The sequence below is a fragment of the Pradoshia sp. Z4_20 genome, assembly GCF_058216035.1.
In genome coordinates this window covers 1,039,843-1,058,827 of the sequence record NZ_JBZAJD010000001.1, presented here as the reverse complement: position 1 = coordinate 1,058,827, position 18,985 = coordinate 1,039,843, and the positions used below count along the sequence as shown (strand labels likewise).

At 39.7% G+C, this 18,985-nt stretch carries 15 protein-coding genes; all 15 read right to left on the bottom strand.

Features of this window, described 5'->3' with window-relative positions; translation table 11 throughout:
* Positions 1-4: 4 nt before the first annotated feature.
* Complete coding sequence (locus tag AC4BHP_RS05085; protein WP_066103498.1) at positions 5-787, bottom strand: enoyl-CoA hydratase/isomerase family protein; 783 nt, start codon at positions 785-787, stop codon at positions 5-7.
* 47 nt (positions 788-834) lie between these two features.
* Positions 835-1,617 carry an enoyl-CoA hydratase/isomerase family protein gene (locus tag AC4BHP_RS05080; protein WP_066103496.1) on the bottom strand — a complete coding sequence of 261 codons (783 nt, stop codon included), beginning with the start codon at positions 1,615-1,617 and terminating at the stop codon, positions 835-837.
* A gap of 22 nt (positions 1,618-1,639) precedes the next feature.
* Positions 1,640-2,410, bottom strand: coding sequence for a 3-hydroxyacyl-CoA dehydrogenase (locus AC4BHP_RS05075; RefSeq protein WP_066103494.1), 771 nt, complete (start codon positions 2,408-2,410; stop codon positions 1,640-1,642).
* Positions 2,411-2,458: 48 nt separating this feature from the next.
* Positions 2,459-3,610 (bottom strand): thiolase family protein, encoded by a 1,152-nt coding sequence (locus AC4BHP_RS05070; protein WP_139891864.1) that lies wholly within the window; start codon positions 3,608-3,610, stop codon positions 2,459-2,461.
* Positions 3,611-3,623: 13 nt separating this feature from the next.
* Entirely contained in the window at positions 3,624-4,760 is a 1,137-nt protein-coding gene (locus AC4BHP_RS05065; RefSeq protein ID WP_066103491.1) for an acyl-CoA dehydrogenase family protein, read from the bottom strand.
* Positions 4,761-5,024: 264 nt separating this feature from the next.
* Entirely contained in the window at positions 5,025-6,113 is a 1,089-nt protein-coding gene (locus AC4BHP_RS05060; protein ID WP_066103489.1) for a CaiB/BaiF CoA transferase family protein, read from the bottom strand.
* A gap of 91 nt (positions 6,114-6,204) precedes the next feature.
* Positions 6,205-8,286, bottom strand: coding sequence for a sigma 54-interacting transcriptional regulator (locus AC4BHP_RS05055; protein ID WP_490551492.1), 2,082 nt, complete (start codon positions 8,284-8,286; stop codon positions 6,205-6,207).
* Between the two features lie 158 nt (positions 8,287-8,444).
* Positions 8,445-9,962 (bottom strand): class I adenylate-forming enzyme family protein, encoded by a 1,518-nt coding sequence (locus AC4BHP_RS05050; RefSeq protein WP_140461523.1) that lies wholly within the window; start codon positions 9,960-9,962, stop codon positions 8,445-8,447.
* Between the two features lie 44 nt (positions 9,963-10,006).
* A complete protein-coding gene (locus AC4BHP_RS05045; protein ID WP_140461524.1) occupies positions 10,007-11,209 on the bottom strand; it encodes an iron-containing alcohol dehydrogenase in 1,203 nt (400 codons plus the stop codon).
* A gap of 35 nt (positions 11,210-11,244) precedes the next feature.
* Positions 11,245-12,762, bottom strand: a complete 1,518-nt coding sequence (locus AC4BHP_RS05040; RefSeq protein WP_139891861.1) for an aldehyde dehydrogenase family protein — start codon at positions 12,760-12,762, stop codon at positions 11,245-11,247.
* A gap of 29 nt (positions 12,763-12,791) precedes the next feature.
* On the bottom strand, positions 12,792-13,664 hold the full coding sequence (locus tag AC4BHP_RS05035; protein ID WP_139891860.1) for a R2-like ligand-binding oxidase: 873 nt from the start codon (positions 13,662-13,664) through the stop codon (positions 12,792-12,794).
* Between the two features lie 869 nt (positions 13,665-14,533).
* Positions 14,534-16,087 (bottom strand): acyl-CoA synthetase, encoded by a 1,554-nt coding sequence (locus AC4BHP_RS05030; protein WP_066103481.1) that lies wholly within the window; start codon positions 16,085-16,087, stop codon positions 14,534-14,536.
* Positions 16,088-16,729: 642 nt separating this feature from the next.
* Positions 16,730-17,875: a histidine kinase N-terminal domain-containing protein gene (locus AC4BHP_RS05025; protein ID WP_066103480.1), complete on the bottom strand. Its 1,146-nt coding sequence runs from the start codon at positions 17,873-17,875 to the stop codon at positions 16,730-16,732.
* A gap of 367 nt (positions 17,876-18,242) precedes the next feature.
* Positions 18,243-18,392 carry a lmo0937 family membrane protein gene (locus AC4BHP_RS05020; protein ID WP_139063809.1) on the bottom strand — a complete coding sequence of 50 codons (150 nt, stop codon included), beginning with the start codon at positions 18,390-18,392 and terminating at the stop codon, positions 18,243-18,245.
* Positions 18,393-18,496: 104 nt separating this feature from the next.
* Entirely contained in the window at positions 18,497-18,973 is a 477-nt protein-coding gene (locus tag AC4BHP_RS05015; RefSeq protein WP_066103479.1) for a dCTP deaminase/dUTPase family protein, read from the bottom strand.
* Between the last annotated feature and the right edge of the window lie 12 nt (positions 18,974-18,985).

Genomic DNA, 18,985 nt, shown 5'->3' with positions numbered 1-18,985 from the left:
GATTTTACTTACCGATAAACTTAGGGGATCGTTTCTCGACGAATGCTCTCACTCCCTCAAGTCGATCCGAGGTTGATAAACATCGGTTATAGTACTCTTGTTCTACAATTTTTGCTTCATTATTCTTTAATACAACCAAGGAATCTGTTGCTGCTTTTGCTTGCTGGACAGCTATAGGGGCATTTCGGGCAATACCCCCAGCAAATTCGAGTGCTGATTCATATAATTCAGCGGAACTGGTCATCCTGTTCAATAATCCATCCATGTCCGCTTCCAATGCCGACATAATCCGTCCTGTACATATCCATTCCTTTGCACGGTGAACCGGTATTCGCTTTGACAGCAATCTCGTCCCGCCACAACCAGGCATAATTCCACGTGTCACTTCTGGCAATCCAAACTGCGCTGTATCTGCTGCAAATAAAAAATCACAATTCAAAACGAGTTCAAAACCTCCAGCCAATGCATACCCATCCACTACCGCGATAACCGGTTGCTTAAGAGATGCTATAGCAGTGAACATTTCCCGAAATAGCTGGTGCTGATTTTTCCACTCTTCCTCATTCAGCTCATTGCGCTCCTTCAAATCTGCTCCCGTACAAAAAGCTTTCTTATTGGACGATGTGATTAAAACCGCTCTTGCTTCACTTTCAGAAATGATTTGAGTCACAGCAAGAATTTCTTTAGCCATCTCTGTATCAAAGGCATTAAGCGCTTTGGGTCTATTTAATCGTATTTCGGCTATTTGCCCCTCCACACCGACCCGTTTCCATTCAACATAGTTCATACAGATGATTCCCCCAGACTTCTTCCCAATAGCAAACACGTAAATGCTTATTGATGAGTAAATACCGGACGGCGTTTTTCAAGGAATGCAGTGACTCCCTCTTTCATATCCTCCGTTGTAAAGATTTCCTGGAACAGGTTTGATTCCAATTCGAGCCCATCCTGTAAATGGCCGTCTGTTCCCTCATTGACTGCCTGCTTGATTCTTCTTAAAGCCTGAAGAGAATGCCTGCTTATTTTTCGGGCCAGTTTTCGGGCAGCTTCAATCTCTTCTTCTTCTGTAGCAATTTGATTAATGATCCCGAGCTTCAGCGCTTCTTCAGCCGTTATCGAATCACCGGTAAACATCAGCTCTTTTGCTTTAGCTGAACCAATTAAACGGGGCAGCCTTTGCGTTCCCCCTCCACCTGGAAATAGGCCGAGCTTCACTTCAGGCAAGCCAAGTTGGGCCGTCTCCTTGGCAATACGCAGATCACATACAAGTGCAAGTTCAAACCCACCGCCCAGTGTTATTCCATTTAAATAGGCAATAGTAGGCTTCGGAAAATCGGATATCAATTGAAAAACCTCATTTTTCTTACTGGGCTGTACTTTGGCTTCGGTGCTTTGGTTAATCATGTTGGGGAACTCCTTAATATCTGCTCCCGCCATAAATGCCCGGTCTCCTTCCCCTGTTAAAATAACCGTGACCACTGAATTGTCATCTCTCAGTTCAGTAAAGGCATCACAAAGCTCACTTGCCAGTAGTTCACTCAGAACATTCATCGGTGGATTATTAATAACGACCGTTGCGACATTATTCTCTTTTTCAACACGCAGCAATGAATACATAGCACTACCTCCTCTTAATCTATTATTTTGGCTGCATACGAATTGCCCCATCCAGGCGAATTGTTTCTCCATTCAGCATTGGATTTTCAATAATACTTTTGACGAGCATGGCATATTCTGAGGGATATCCGAGCCTTGGCGGGAATGGTACCATCGCACCGAGAGCCATCCTGGCCTGCTCTGGTAATCCCCCAAACAAAGGTGTGTCAATCAAACCCGGAGCAATCGTCATAACACGAACTCCGCTTCTCGCTAAATCTCTTGCCAACGGCAAGGTCATGCCAACAATTCCACCCTTTGAAGCACTATAGGCTGCTTGGCCAATTTGTCCATCAAAAGCTGCTACTGAAGCTGTATTAATGACAACACCTCTTTCCCCTTCTTCATTAGGTTCATTCTTAATCATTTGTTCTGCAGCCAGACGAATTACATTAAATGTCCCAACCAAATTGACCTCAATCACTTTTTTAAATCTGCCAAGATCATGAACTTTATCCTTAGAGACGACTTTTTCACCTACTCCAATTCCTGCACAATTGACGACCGTATTGATTTTCCCAAACGTTTCAACACTTTTCTCAATGGCAGTCCGAATCTCATCCTCACTGGTTACATCCGCTTTTACAAAGATCACATTTTCATGACCGAGTGATTCGGCTAATGCCAACCCTTTATCTTCCGAGCGATCGATAATCGTTACTTTCCCGCCATTTTCCACAATATTCTTGACTGTAGCCTCTCCCAGACCCGAAGCTCCACCTGTTACAACAGCAATTATATTTTGCATCTTCATACAACCAACCTCCATTTTTTAGTTTTCAATCATACCTGTTTGATTGTTCTATTCAATTCGTTTGATAATCGTTGCATTGGCCATACCGGCACCCTCGCAAATAGCCTGTAATCCATATCGTCCACCCGTTCTTTCAAGTTCATGCATTAAAGTAACCATGACCCTTGCCCCACTTGCACCAAGAGGATGACCGAGTGCAATCGCTCCTCCGTTTACATTTAACTTATTCATGCTTGCTTCAAGTTCTTCCTTCCAACAGAGCGGAACTGGTGCAAAGGCTTCATTGACTTCATATAAATCCATATCCTGTATCGTCAGTCCTGCTCTATCAAGTGCCATTCTCGTCGCCTCTATCGGTCCAGTTAACATCAGGGTTGGATCGGATCCTACAATCGTTCGGGCAATTATCGAAAATCTTGGTTTTAAGCCTAATTCCAACGCCTTCTCCTTAGACATGATTAACAGGGCTGCAGCTCCGTCACTCATTTGACTGGCATTCCCAGCGTGTATCACACCATTTTCTCTAAAAACTGTAGGCAAAGTGGCCAGCTTTTCAAGAGACGTTCCCCGACGTGGGCCTTCATCCTGTGTAACTAAAGTCTTTGCTCCCAAATCATCCAATACTTCCACTGGCACGATTTCACGATCAAAGCGCCCCTCATTTTGGGCTTGAATAGCTCTCTGATGACTCAATAGAGAAAATTCATCAAGTTGATTGCGGCTAAAGCCCCATTTCTCAGCAATTCTTTCTGCTGATAGTCCTTGATTGATTAATTCATAACGGGAAGACAGCTGTTCACTAGGCTGTGAATGCTTTCTTGTTGAACCCATCGGCACTCGTGACATACTCTCCACTCCACCCGCTATAACGATATCCATATCTCCACTCAAAATAGCTTGTGCGGCAAAATGAACCGCTTGTTGACTGGAACCGCATTGTCGATCAATCGTCGTGCCAGGTACTTTAATGGGGAAATCAGCCATCAAGGCAGCTGAACGTGCAATATTTAACCCTTGTTCTTCCACTTGGGATACACACCCAATAATGACATCCTCAATCAAATCAGAAGAAACACCTGCCCTGTTTACTACTTCTTTTAAAACGTTTGCGAGCAAATCATCCGGGCGGATGGAGCTCAATACTCCATTACGCTTTCCTACCGGTGTTCTGACTGCTTCAACAATTACGGCCTCCCTCATATAACTCTCCCCCTTATAATCCAATTTTTTTAGCGATTATTTGCTTCATAATTTCATTTGTACCTGCATATATCGAGGTGACCGCTATATCCCGATATCTTCTCGCAATCGCATATTCTTCCATAAAACCGTAACCACCGTGCAATTGCATACATTGGCTGACCAATCTCTTTGCCATATCGGTTATCCACCATTTAGCCATGCTCACCTCGGTGACAATATCCTGACCCTCCATATGCCTCACGATTAAACCGTCGATAAATGTACGGCCTATCTCCACCTCAGTCGCCATTTCAGCAATCTTAAATTGTGTATTTTGAAATTCACTGATTGATTTACCAAAGGCAGTCCGCTGTTTGACATAATCAATCGTGATTTTTAACGATTCCTCGGCTGCTGCTAAGGCCTGAATCGCACACATTAACCGCTCCTGCTGAAGTTTGGCCATCAAATAATAGAAGCCTTTATTTTCTTGTCCTAATAAATTACTAACCGGTACTCTTGCATCCTCGAAAATTAACTCAGTCGTTTCACCCGCAAGCTGACCGATTTTATTCAGCTTTTTACCACGTATAAATCCAGGTGTTTCTTTTTCGACTACAATGAGACTGATTCCTTTATGTCCCGCTTCTGGATTTGTTTTACAGGCTACGATGGTTAAGTCGGACCTGAGCCCATTTGATATAAACGTTTTTTGCCCATTAATAATATAGTGATCCCCATCTCTAACAGCTCTTGTCTGCAAATTCCCTAAATCTGATCCCGTTCCCGGCTCAGTCATTGCAATAGCCGTTGAATATTCACCCGTAATGCACTTTGGAATCCATTTTTGTTTTTGTTCTTCTGTACCGAATTCATATAAATATGGAACAACAATATCATTATGTAAAACACATCCTCCAATTCCGCTTCCGACTCTTTCAAACTCCTCAGCAAGAATGACTGAATAGGCAAAATCTGCATTAAACCCACCATATTTTTCATCTGCCCACGGTACAAGAAACCCTTGGTCTCCCAACTTTTTCCACAAATCTCCAGGTGTGCTTTTCTCCTTCTCCCAATCAAGATAGTAAGGAATCACTTCCTTATCTAGAAATTTCCGAACTGATTCACGAAAAATACGATGCTCTTCCTTTAAATAACCGGTCATATTTGTACTCCCTTTCTATTCATAGTCTTATATCTGTACACCCTATATACATGCAATTATCATGCCAACTTGTTAAATGGGTATTCCGCCAGATTGTGAGATTGGTTGTATGAAATCTGTACACCTTCCCATTCATTAGTGTCTCGTTTCGTCCATTGTCGCTTGCTGTAGCAGGTTGGTTTAAACGGCGCCTAGCAAAATACGCTAATTATCAATCTATAAAGAAAAAACTGCCGGTATTCATACACAGCAGTTTACTAGCGTTTATTTTTGATAGGTTCGATTATGCTGGCCAAGCTTTGGATAGGTACCGATTATTTCATTTGAAAATGCTCCTGATTGAAATCCAGTCACCATATATCGATATGAATCTTTCTCGTGAATTAGATTTCTGTCCTTCATATAGATATGTTCGCTTAGCTCATCGGCTTCAAGGACAGGCGCCATGCAGCAATCCACTTCCATAGAGAAATGAATCCATTCCTCGAATGTTTTACTTGCAAACAATTGAACTATTTCCTGATAAACTTCATTTTGCTTAGTCGGCTTAGAAAATTGAGCATTTATCCATACATCCTGTCTTGTTGCCGCGCAAAAATTTCTCCAAAACTTTGTCTCCAACGCACATAACGTCATATACCTGTGATCTTTGGTTTCATAAATCCCATAACAAATCACATTACCATTTAAAGTAGGGATTCCGTTTTTTCTGCCTGTTGCTGATTCAATAAACACATGGTAATTCATTAATGCAGCAGTCGTGTCCAATAAAGCAATATCTAAATAGCTTCCACTGCCTGATCGTTCTCTTTGAAAGAGGGCACCTAGTATAGCTTCGGTTGCTGAAGTTCCACCGATCAAATCAGCAAATGTAAGTGACGGTTGAATGGGTCTGCCATTCCCATCCTTTAACTGAGCTAATACACCGCTAAGAGCCATGTAATTCAAATCATGGCTGCCTAGTTGGTGCATGGTTCCTTTTTGACCATAGCCGGATAAGGAGCAATAAATAAGCGATGGATGCAGGACTTTTATATCTTCGTATCCAAGCCCTAAGCGAGCCATTACACCAGGACGGTAGCTTTCAATTAAAATGTCTGAATTACGGATCAACTCAATCGCCAATTCTTTGTCCGCTTCGTTTTTCAAATCTAGGGCCAAGCTATTTTTATTTCGGTTCATACACCGGAAAAGATAATTTTCTTTTTGATCATCCTCCAATGGCATACGCGCATGATCTCCAGTTGGAGGCTCTATTTTAATGACTTCTGCTCCTAAATCTGCCAGCCGCAGGGTTGCATAGGGTCCGGGCAAGTTTTGGGTGAAATCAACTACTTTAATTCCCTTAAGCATGTACGCTTCCTCCTTAAATTCACCTAATTCATATCCTGTTAAAATATAGAATTTATCCCATCCATAAAGAATGTCTGATTTTCAAACACCTTCATTTCTGCTGTTTTAAGTGGGAAGATTCAGGCAGTAACCAATCATACTTCTTTAGCTTGTCATACAATACAGATCGGCTGATTCCAAGCAGAAGACAGGCCTTACTTTTATTCCCTCCTGACATTTCCAATGCTTTTTGTATGGCCATCTGCTCCGCTTTCTCTAATAAAGGCTGTGTTTCATCTTCCTCCTCTTCATTCAAGAAAAAATCATAGCCAACTTTCTGCAGAATATATTCTGGAATGTCCTCTAGGCCGACTTTGCCATCCTCTGCAAAAATCATGGCTCTCTCCCAAACATTCCGCAATTCCCGGATATTTCCGGGCCAGTCATACTCCAATATTGCTTTCTCGAACAATGGGTTCCACCCTGTAATACTTGTCCCGTTTTGTTTATTAAATTCTTTAATAAAAGCTTCGCTTAGGAGGAGAATATCCTTTTTTCTCCGCCTTAACGGAGGAATCTCGAAGGATATGACATTCAAGCGGTAAAATAAATCCTCCCTAAATTCCCCTTCAGCAACCATTTTTTCCAAGGGACGATTGGTAGCGGCAATGATTCGGACATTTACACTGATCCGTTCTGTTCCGCCTACTCTGTAAAACTCTCTTTCTTGCAGGACACGAAGCAGCTTGGCCTGAATGGGTAAGGACATATCCCCAATCTCATCGAGAAAAAGTGTGCCACCATTAGCCATATCAAATTTGCCGATCTTCCCTTTATGTTTAGCGCCTGTAAAAGCGCCTTCTTCATATCCAAAAAACTCTGACTCCAATAAATGCTCTGGTATAGCTGCGCAGTTCACCGTAATAAACGGACCCTTTCCAAATGGACTGGCACTATGGATGGCATGGGCAAACAACTCTTTACCTGTTCCGCTTTCCCCAAAAATTAATACCGTGGTCTTTACCTTGGCTGCTTTCATCCCACTCCTCATAAGCTTATCCATTTGCTTATCGTGTGACAGGATTTGATCAAAAGTAAATCTTGATTTCTCAAGCTTGGTAGGATTCAGATTCTTCCTATCATTTATCTCTGCACTTTTGAATAACTCACGGACTTCGTGCAGTTGGCGATAAACGATTTTACCAATGGCACCGATAATTTGCTCATCCTGATAAACGGGTATACGGTGAACAATGTAGTCTATTCCTTTAACCTGCATAAACTCACTTACTTCCGCTACACCCGTTTTCATCACATGCGGCAAATGAAGATGTGGTAAAACCGATTCGATTTCCCTCATATCCAATTGCTGATCATAAAGATCAAACAGCTCAATTAACGAGGGGCTGATAAAAGTAACTTCTTCGTTTTCATTAATCATGACGAGGCCATCATAAGCATTATGGATAACTGATTGCAAAAGTGTTTTCCATTTCTTTTGAAATTTTAATTCTCTTGTTAAATTCTCTAATTCAGATACATTTTGAAAAAGTGTGATATACCCCTGTTTACCATTTTCTAAATCATACTTCGACAGACGTACCATATAATGTTCGGATTGAAAAACCATTGGAAAATGAGCTTCCATTTTCTCGGAAAAGTGATCTAATTGAGGGATATAAATCTCGAGGTTCTCATTGATGAGTGATGAATAAGGGATTCCAATCATCTCAGTGATTTTTTCATTCACAAAGATAATTTGATTTTTTCCATCTGTCATAATGGCTCCCAAATTGGATGTTTGTAAAACTTTTTCAAGCTGTTCTTTTAATAATTTCGTTTCTCTCACGTAATTCATAACCGCATTTGTTTTTGTAAAAATACCTACAGGTGCACCCTGTTTGTTCACAACAATCCCCGTGCCAACCCTGCTTTTTGATATTAACTTTTCCAATAGTTCAGCATTCACATCCTCCAAAACCGTTCCTACATCTTTTTTGATATACTCACTGATTGTCGTATCTTTTGAAACATCAGTCAGAATCATTTGGTACAATGAACTTCTTGTAAATACGCCAATCAGTTTACCTGAACTGTTTGTCACCGGGATTGTATTCCACTTTTGCTTGTACATGATAGATAGCGCTTCCATCAATGTGTTCGTTGGTGATAAACAATGTTCGAGCGGACTCATAATTTCTTTAACGGGCTTTATAGTTTTCTCCCCCTTTTAGATTCTATATACGTTTTCCACAAATACGTGTAAAACTCCTCTAAATATAGGAAGGGAATAAAAATCGGCAAAATCCTTCTCCATAAAGAATCAGGATTTTGCCCCACTGAAATCATTTATTATTTAATAGTATTTTTATCGTAATCTTTTAAAACAGTTTTTAGCATTTTTCCTGTTCCTGATTTCGGTAGTTGGTCAATAAAACAAATATAATCAGGAACCTTATACTCTGCCAGTCTCTCTTTACAATAGGAAACTACCTCTTCTTCCTGTAACTCTGGTTTTTTCTTTGCTACATAGGCCACCGTTTTTTCGCCAAAGACCGGATCAGGCCTGCCAATAACGGAACACTCCAAAATATCAGGGTGCGTGTACAATACTTCCTCTAACTCACGCGGGTAAATATTAAAGCCACCTCTGATGATCATGTCCTTCTTCCGGTCCACAATAAAATGGTATCCATCTTCATCATAATAGGCCAAATCACCAGTATATAACCATCCATCTTTAATCGTGTTAATCGTATCATCTTCCTTCTTATAGTAGCCCTTCATCATGTTCGGTCCTCTGAAAATAATCTCCCCTACCGCGTGAGACTCTACTTCCTCACCTTCCGGGTCAACAATTTTCAAATCGACGCCAGGAATAGGCACTCCAACAGAATTCAATTTTTTAGCCATATCTCGAGGTGTGGTCATTAGCATAACTGTACTTTCTGTCAGACCATATCCTTCTGATATTTCTACACCAAGTGATTGATTGGTCTTATGGAGGATCTCAGCAGGCAAACTCGCACCACCACAACCAGCTGTCCGAAGATGAGAAAAGTCTAAATCTGAAATGGCTGGATTTTGAAGAAAGAAAGCATACATAGTTGGGACGCCCAAGAATATCGAGATTTGATAGTTTGATATCTTTTCAAGTGTATCAACAGGATGAAAACGTTCCTCTAAATAAATCGTACTTCCGTGGGCAATCGGCGCTAGGAATCCTTGTAATTTGGCATAAGCATGAAAAAGAGGCAATACACAAAGGACCCTGTCTTTTGGCGTTAATTGATTAATGACGGCTGCCGTAATTGTCATCCAATTCAAGTTGGCATGTGTAATCATGGCTCCCTTTGGATTACCGGTTGTCCCGGATGTATAAATGATTTGCGCGACATCCTCCGCATGAACAGGGGCCACCTTGCTGATAGGAGATAGAGACTGCAATTCCTGCCAGTCAGTAAATGGATGATTTTCCTCTTCTCCAAAATAATAGATTTCTTTCATCTGTTTAAAGTCATTCATAGAGTTTTGAATGACAGCGGATGCAGCAACTTCCGTAATTAAATATTCCGATTCCGAATCATTAATAATATAGGTTGTTTCTTTTTCTTTAAAGGTAGGGTTAATGGGTACGACTGTTGCACCAGTTGCTAATATAGCAAAATACGTAATGATATATTCCGGTCGATTGGTCATCATCAACGCTACTTTTGTCTCCTGAGTAATGCCTTTATTTTTTAACCCGGCTGCAACACTGAAAATTTGATCTCTCAGCTCTAGATAAGTCATCACTTGTTCCCGGTAATGAATAGCGGACTGATTGGGCAAACGCGACACAGTGGACGTAAGCAGTTCAACAATATTCAAAAAATAACTACCTCCTTAAAAACTGGAATCTATATATCAACCTATTAAACAATCACCTTAGCCCATAAAACCTCTCGGCAAACCTGCTCAATGACTTCATTCGGTATACGATATGTCTGACCGGATGGATCATTTTGAATAGCTGATATAAGCTCCGGTATCTCTGCAGAGTTTATGTTAAATTCCGAAAAATCATCCGGTAAGTTTACAGCTCTACGAAGAGCGACAATTTCATCAATACATTGCTGCAAACACTCTTCCTCAGTATTAGCAATATCCTTAATACCAAGTGCCTGAGCAAATTCTTTAATCTTAGGTATATAAAGTGGAGCTAGGTTTTTCATAACACTCGGCATTAAAACTGCATTAGCCAGACCATGTGGAATTCCATACTTTGCACCCAGGGCATGGGCCATATTATGGATAGGCATTTCGGCAAAAGCTAAGACAAAACTTGTTATAGCCATAGCGCTCGCCTGGAGCATATTGGCGCGCGCTGCAATATTGTTCCCTTCATGTACAGCTGTTTCCAAATTGGCTCGAATTAGTTTAGCAGAATGGAGTGCAAATGCATCTCCCATAGTATTTGAGTTATTGGAAAAATACCCTTCCACAGCATGAGTCAAGGCATCCAATCCAGTAAAAGCAGTAACTTTAGCCGGTAAGCCGACGGTTAACTCAGGATCAAGAATCGCGATATCTGAATTGATAAATGGATGGAGCAAATTACACTTCACTCCTAATTGTTCATTATAAACAACCGAAATACCCGATATTTCGGCGCCTGTTCCAGCTGTTGTCGCAATCGAAATATGAGGTATGCCCATATGCTGAGCCTCTGGCCAAACTTCTATGACATTTCCATTCAAGGCATGTTCAATTTTGTCCACTTTTTTATGAAGACACCATTTGATTGTTTTCGCCGTGTCCATGACCGAACCACCACCGATGGCAATAATAGAGTCTCCATTACATTGTTTAAAATAGTGCAGACCATTATTAATATTGGAAGATTTAGCATCCTGAGTAACATCGTCAAATACTCCCGCCAGCTGTATGCCAGGCACCATTTCAAATAAACGCTGTATTTTTTTCGTCAGTCCAGCCTGGGTTAACCCTTTATCGGAAAATAAAACCGGACGTTTACCACCCAATGACTGAATTAAGTCTGGAATAAGTATATGCGACCCTGCTCCATTCTTAATGATTGATCGATGGATAAATTCATAATACGAAGTAACCTTCATCTTATCTCCCCATTCCTATTAGTTTTAAAAGAATGCTAGAATATCAGCCCTAAAGCTGCCCGTTGTTCATTTTCATTTGTAAGTGCGGTTATGATACTTTTCAGCTCTGTATACTCATTGAAAACCTGACTTCCCAATTCACGTCCAAGCCCGCTTTGTTTATAACCGCCGAATGGGGCATCATTTCTGAATGCGTGCCATTCATTAATCCAAATTGTCCCTGCCCTAAGCTGCGTGGCAATTTCGTTTGCTTTTACGACATCACGTGACCATACTCCTGCTGTTAATCCATAAATCGTATCATTTGCGATTTCAATAGCTTCTTCCACTGTTGAATACTTCATCACACACAGAACTGGTCCAAAGATTTCTTCCCGGGCTATTTTCATATCATTTGTGACATCTGCAAAAATAGTAGGCTCAATAAAATATCCTTGATCAAGTCCCGGTCCTTCTGCTTTTTTACCACCACAAACAAGACGTGCTCCTTCTTCTAAACCGGAGTCTATATAGCCCAAAATTTTATTCATTTGTATTTCTGAAATAACCGGACCCATACCTGTATTTGGATCAAGCGGATGACCCAGTTTAATTTTTGCACTCATTGCAACTAACTGTTCAACGACAGTATCATACATGGATTCATGAACAAGGACACGCGTACTTGCTTCACAAACTTGACCAGCGTGGAAAAATACGCCAAGCAAAATACCTGGTATGGCCACTTCTAAATCAGCATCTGGAAGTACAATTGCAGGTGCCTTCCCGCCAAGCTCGAGCGTAACTTTTTTCACACCTGAAGAGGCTAACTCCATGATTTTCTTTCCTGTTTCAGTTGAACCTGTGAACGCAATCTTCTCCACATCCAGATGTGTCACAAGCGCCTCTCCTACCTCTGAACCTGATCCGGTAATGACATTGAAAACTCCTTTAGGAAGACCTGCTTCGACAGCAATCTCTGCTAATTTCAATGTGCCAAGCGGAGTATCTGATGCTGGCTTAACGATAATGGAATTCCCCATGGCAATTGCAGGTGCAACCTTCCACATTGCCAATACAAGAGGAAAATTAAACGGTGTAATAGCTGCTACGACCCCTAATGGTTCCCGAACTAACTGGGCTCTGTTTGCTCCGAACATTTGCTTTACAGGCAATGCCTCCACAAACTCATATTCAAGAGACATGCTGGCTGTTTGCTGGAGAGAGAGGATAAGCTGCATAATATCTGCCCCGCCAATTTTACGCAGGGTGGCTCCCGTACTGATTCCCTCCAAATAGATTAACTCCTGTGCATAATCCTTGATTTTACCGGCAAAACGCATCATAATTTGCGCTCTCTCTGCTTGTGTTTTCCTTGACCATATACCTGATTCAAAAACTTCTTTTGCATTTAGGACAGCTTTATTCACGTCATCTTTTGTACCTTTAGGGACTTTAGCAATTACTTCGGATGTAGCTGGATTTATGACATCGAACATTTCTCCCGTAGAGCCTGGTGTCCATTCTCCACCAATAAATTGTGCAAATTCCTGAACCTTCACGTCTGTACTCATCCTATATCCTCCCTTTTCTACCTATTTTCTTACTCAAAAATAACTTCAGTTTCATGAATTTCTTCCAGCGTTTTCTCCTGGGCACGTGATAGTACCTCAATCCGAGCACTCAATTGTTTTAGCGCATATTCCATTGCTTTTCCTTCCTCGATACCGAGACTTGTCACTTTTTCCCCATCTTCCCTGGTTGTCAGCTCATAGGCAATTGGAAGCAACTCCTGGAGTCTTACTTGGACACGATCAAATAACTCGGGCTTTTCATGAATCAAGCGCTGAATAAGGAATGTGCCAAATCCAATATGGCGTCCTTCGTCCCTCTTTACATTCCGGATTCCTTCAATAAATCCAGGGAACAAATTCGCTTTTGATAAAGCTTCATAGAAGAACCAATATCCCGTTTCCGCCAATACACCTTCAGCAAAGATATTGTATGTGACCGCAGCATCCAGCATTGCTTCAGGTGACTGATCTACGAGTAATCTATTCATTGTCTTAGGGAGGACATCGTCAAATAATTTCCTGTGCCCGGATGTCAGGAGATGGCTGAGATCCTCAGTCACGCCTATTTCTTCTAAAAATAAACTAAAGAACTCCGCATGCTTAGCTTCTTCAAATAAGAATGTAGATAGGTAAGATTCCTCTTCAAACCATCCTTTTTTGGATACAGCCATAATCATCGGCAGGATATCCTCCGAGACAGCTTCCTCCCCGCCAATAAACTGTGCAAATTGAATCAGAACTTCCTGCTGTTGGTCAGGACTTAGCTTTTTCCAATCCTCTTTATCCTGGCTAAAGTCAATATCAACCGGATTCCATATCCCATGTCTTTTTGCCTTTTGGTATAGCCTATATGGGAGTGAATCCTTTTTAATCATTTGTTTGGTAGTTACATATTCACGCATTCGTATCCCTCCTTTAAGAATAATTAGTTTTATTTTCATGGATACTTTTCGTATGTATTCCCTCCTCCCACCAATAATAAAGCGCTTACATTATGTTGCATCCACTTGGAACAGCCTTCACTTAACTAATTGCAAGTTCCGTGCCAACACACCATCCATGTGAGAATCAGAAAAATAGTATGGCTTTTATGTAGAAATGATTGATTTCCAAACAACCTTTTTTCCTTGCTGTTTGAATATCAATCATAGGCTTTTTGACCTGCAGACGGAACTTCTTTACTTAAACTGTAACTTAAAACCTATACATAATATGTTGTAATTTGTAAGCTAACTAAAAAAAGATAGAATAAATCTATCATCAATTTCCACACTTCTATTCATAGGATTTAATTTTGAAACTATTATTCTTTGGAAACAGTGATACATTACTTCTTTTATTAAGACTTGTTAATTTAGAAAAAACGATTTCCCATTTAAAATCAATCCATATACATAGCTTAAAAGGTACTTTAAGTAAATAATAAAGCGTGGATTAATAGTAATAGAGCGGATTTAATTAATTATTGAGCCGAACTTCAACATAATTGAGCCAAACCACTTTGTAATGATCAAATTAGTGAGAGTATGTGTGAAAAGAAGCCAAATAAGCGCAGATTTTCATTTTTGAGATACTTCTATATTTAAGCCACTATAACGATTATTATTCTACCGTGCCTATTAGTATAGATAATTACCCGATAGACACATATAGTTGATCCTTTTTTCTCCCTTATAAATTAAAATTTAACTAGCAAAGTCGCATAAATAAAGGCAGTGATTAGCCACTAAATATGCCTCTCACTGCCTCATGCTCAAATGACTGACCTTATCTACTTTTCTGTCTCTAAATATCCCTTTCTAAGGACTGTCTTAACAATTTTCCCAGCTGCGTTTCTTGGCAATGAATCTACGAAATGTACCAGCTTAGGCTTTTTATAGGATGCCAAATGATTCTGGCAAAAGAGAATGACTTCTTCCTCTGTCATTGTTTCACCAGACTTCAGAACGATATATGCTTGAACCACTTCTCCCCATTTTTCATCAACTGCACCGACCACAGCACTTTCAACCACTTTGGCATGCCTATTTAAGACTTGTTCGATTTCGGCTGGATAGATATTCTCTCCTCCACTAATAATCATATCTTTTTTACGGTCAACGACATAAATAAACCCTTCATCATCCATCCGAACTAAATCCCCGCTATGAAACCATCCTCCATGGAATGCCTCTCTTGTTGCCTCTGGGTTTTTATAATATTCTTTCATAACGGTTGGTCCACGGTAGACAATTTCACCTACATCCCCGAGCGGAACATCATTCATATGGTCATCAACAACCCGGACTTCTACGTTGACCACCGGCTTACCAACGGATGAATTTTTCCTAATAGAGTCCTCTGGCTGAAGACAGGTGGTAACTGGGCTCATTTCTGTTTGTCCAAAAGGATCGCGCAGTTTCCCATTTGGAAAATATTTTGTTATCTTCTCTTTCAATAATAGAGAACAGGGTGCACTCCCAGCGGCACACCTTTCTAATGATGTTAGATCATAGTCTTCAATCGAAGGGAATTCTACAAGCATATGCCACATGGTCGGTGCTAAAAAGATAAAATTAATTCGCTCTTTCTCGATGGTTTGAAGTACTGCTTCGGGGTTGAATTGTGAATGAATCACGGTAGTTCCATTAATGGGGTATAAAAGAGTTGATAGAGCAGCAATGTGAAATAAGGGAGCAACTAATAATTGCTTAAAATTCGAGCTAAGTCCTGCTGTGACGACTTGGTTCATCCCATTCATGCACATATTTTGATGAGTTAAAACTGCTCCTTTTGGACGCCCAGTTGTACCTGAAGTATAAATAATAAGCGCACCATCATCACCCGATAATGAATTGCATGGGCGATACGTTGAGGAGCGGTCATATATTGTCTCATATGGTATATGGGAAGAGGAAGAATCTCCATTCACGATAACTATACTGTCTACAAGCTGAATTTGTGATCGTATCGACTCAATCACAGGTAAAAAAACGTGATCAACAAATAATATTTTACACTCAGATTGCCCTATGATATATGCTAGCTCATCTTTTGTGAGGCGAAAATTTATTGGAACTCCCAATGCTCCCACCAATGAGGTGGCAAAGAAAACATCAATAAAAGGAAGTCCATTCAAGAGCATAAATCCAACCTTATCCTGATATCCTATTCCATTTTCCTGCAACCAACCCGCTAAGTGGGTTGCTCTTTTCTCTGCCTCACGATAGGTCCGTCTCTCACTGCCAAATATGTATGCCTCTCTCTCATGAGCTGTGTGTGCTGACCTGCGTAGATACTCTCCGATCAACAATGATCTGGATAAATCCAAATTAGATGTCGTCACATAAATCCCTCCATATTTAAACTTTAATTTATTTGAACAAAATCACTTAAATGGTTCAATATGAAATCATCCTCTATGGGGAATTGGCAAGCATCCATTGTATTTTGCCATCACTTACAATAATGCAATTATGATGCCAACCTGTATTTTGGCAATCACACGCTAATGTTCAATTATTCATGTCTTCAAATCACACACATCAATGATTACAGGTGTTTGATAGTCTAACACATTTATCCCCGTCGATTTTGATATCCATGAAAATGGAATCTGATGGAAATATACAAATTTCTCTTCTTCTTTCTTGTCCATTGTGTAAAACGACGTGGATTAATAGAATCTAAATCCGAGCGCCATAATAAGCTTTTATTACTGTTCCTGTGAGAATGCTTGCTCTTGCTCTTTTTCTTTTAAAACATAATTACCCATAAAAAACAGCACCTGCCCATATTGGGTAAGTGCTGCTTAATTTCTATTACATATACAAATAAACAGCGTATTGATCCTGAGTCATTCATACAGCCCTGTCAGCCTCTCCGGACTGCTTTTAGAGGTATTTTTAATTACTAACCGAATAAATGTAAATGACCCATATCAAATTTGAAAAACGAATCCGAACAATAAAGAGCTCTTAAATAGAACTCACTGCGGAGGATTGATAATGATAGAATCGGGCAGATAAATACTGAATTCCGTCCATTCTGGATTGGATGTGCATAATAAGTCTCCATTATAACTATCAATAATTTTTTTGCATACATACAGGCCAATACCCGTACCTAATTCCTTCGTAGTGAAAAATGGCTCAAAGATCGACTCAATAATATCATTTGCAATCATTGGCCCATTATTGGACAAACTTATCACTAATTGATTGTTCTTAATTGTGGATTTTACTTTAATCACACGCTGAGGCGGCTGATTTTTCAAGGCATCAATTGAGTTAACAAACAGATTAAGGGCAACCTGCTTCAATCCATTTCTGCTTGCCTTTATAATTAAATCTTCCGGAACATCGATTTCAACCTTAACATTGGTGTCGATAATGTTCGCATAGCTTAATTGTTTAATCTCTTCAATCAGATCTCTGATTGATATATCCATGATAATCTCTTCATTGAATTCAGCCTTTGATGTGTGCAAAAATTGGCTAATGCGAAAATTTAATTGATTAAGCTCATATTCCATGATATCCAAGTATTTCATATCCGGAAATTCTTTTCTCAAAATCTTATTAAAGCCCATTACAGCAGTAAGCGGATTACGGAATTCATGCACAAAGCTTGATGATATTTGGCCGAGCAGTGCTAATTTATCCTTATGGTTTTCATTGATGAACGTAGTCTTCTGATCAATGACTTGATTTTTTAAGTGTATACAGGTCGAAACCATTTCATAGCTGAATGTGTCAAATTGTCTATTGATATTATTAACTGTACTTTGTAGTACATAAGACGGTATATCCATCTTCAGCACAAAATTCACAAATATTCTGCGCCCCTGATTGATATTATATAAGACATCTCCTATATTAATATCATCCATTCGCTCAACGGCTGTGCTTGCCGCCATTTCCTTAATTTGGCTTTCAGATATTTTCCCGTTTATCGTGTCAATCAATTGCATAAACATAATCTTACGCGGTTGTTTCAAAGATTCTAGATAATCCTCTTTATTCGGCGCCTTAATCGAATCTAAATACTCCTGAAATAAACTCGCCTCTTCTTTAATCAATAAATCCTCAATCAGCTGTTGATATTCACTTTGCTTTAATAAAATTGGCTCCATTCCATTAGACCACCATTTCACTTAGCTTTACATGTATGTTCTATATTCGACAAATACACCTGATATCCTTTACTAACTTTAAAACATCTCCAGATTGAGAATATTGTAATATTCATGTAAAATGATTACTTTCGTGTAATTCCATTTTTTCGCTTAAAATATACTTTTCTTTGCTTTATCGTCTATGTAAAGAGGTAAAAAATAAGGTCAGATGTTTAATGATAATCAAAAAACAACTCGAGTAACGAAACATACTCAATTCTGTCCATCTAAAAAGGACTATATATAGGAAGCAATGTCCTTATATAGTCCTCAATTAATTGGCTGATATAGTTAATGTGATTTCTTTAGTTTTAGATCTGCCTATTCACCTTTGCGAAATTCTGTTTTTAATAATATTATAAACAAGTACTAACGCAGCCACTATTAAGAAAACATGGATAATTGCTCCGCCAATTTTAAATATAAGACCTAATAACCATATAGCCAATAAGATTCCAACTAATGTCCAAAGCATTTGAATCATCTCTCTTCCAATAAGGGTTTCATTTACCTATTTTTACCCATTTGAAAAGATTTAAAACAAAAGCGATTATTAATAACAATTTATTACCGTACCAATCAGCGTTTGGTTGAACCAAATCCACCGGTTCTGCTTGCATGTAGTACTTGATCCTCATCTGCTAATAGATACTGTTTAAAAATACCCTGTGCAATCCTGTCCCCTTTTTTTACAAGAACCGGAGCTTCTCCGCGATTAGTAATGGAAATACCAATATTCCCATCATTTTCAGGGTTTCCATAGTAGGAAGAATCAATAATGCCTGTCCCATTTGATAGAACTAGCCCATATTTCACTCCCAAACTACTTCTGATATGTATCTCCAATAATTCATTTTGCTGCATATAGGCTTTGACGTTAGTCCAAAACAGATGCTTTCCTCCAACATTCAATGTAATGGTTTCGTTTGAAAAAAAATCATATCCTGCTGATCCGGCATCTCCGCGCATTGGGAGCTTGACTTCATCCTCCGTCATTTGAACCTTGATATACGCAGAATTAACAACTTCGAATCCTCTTACTTTTTGCTCTTTCATATAAATCTCCTT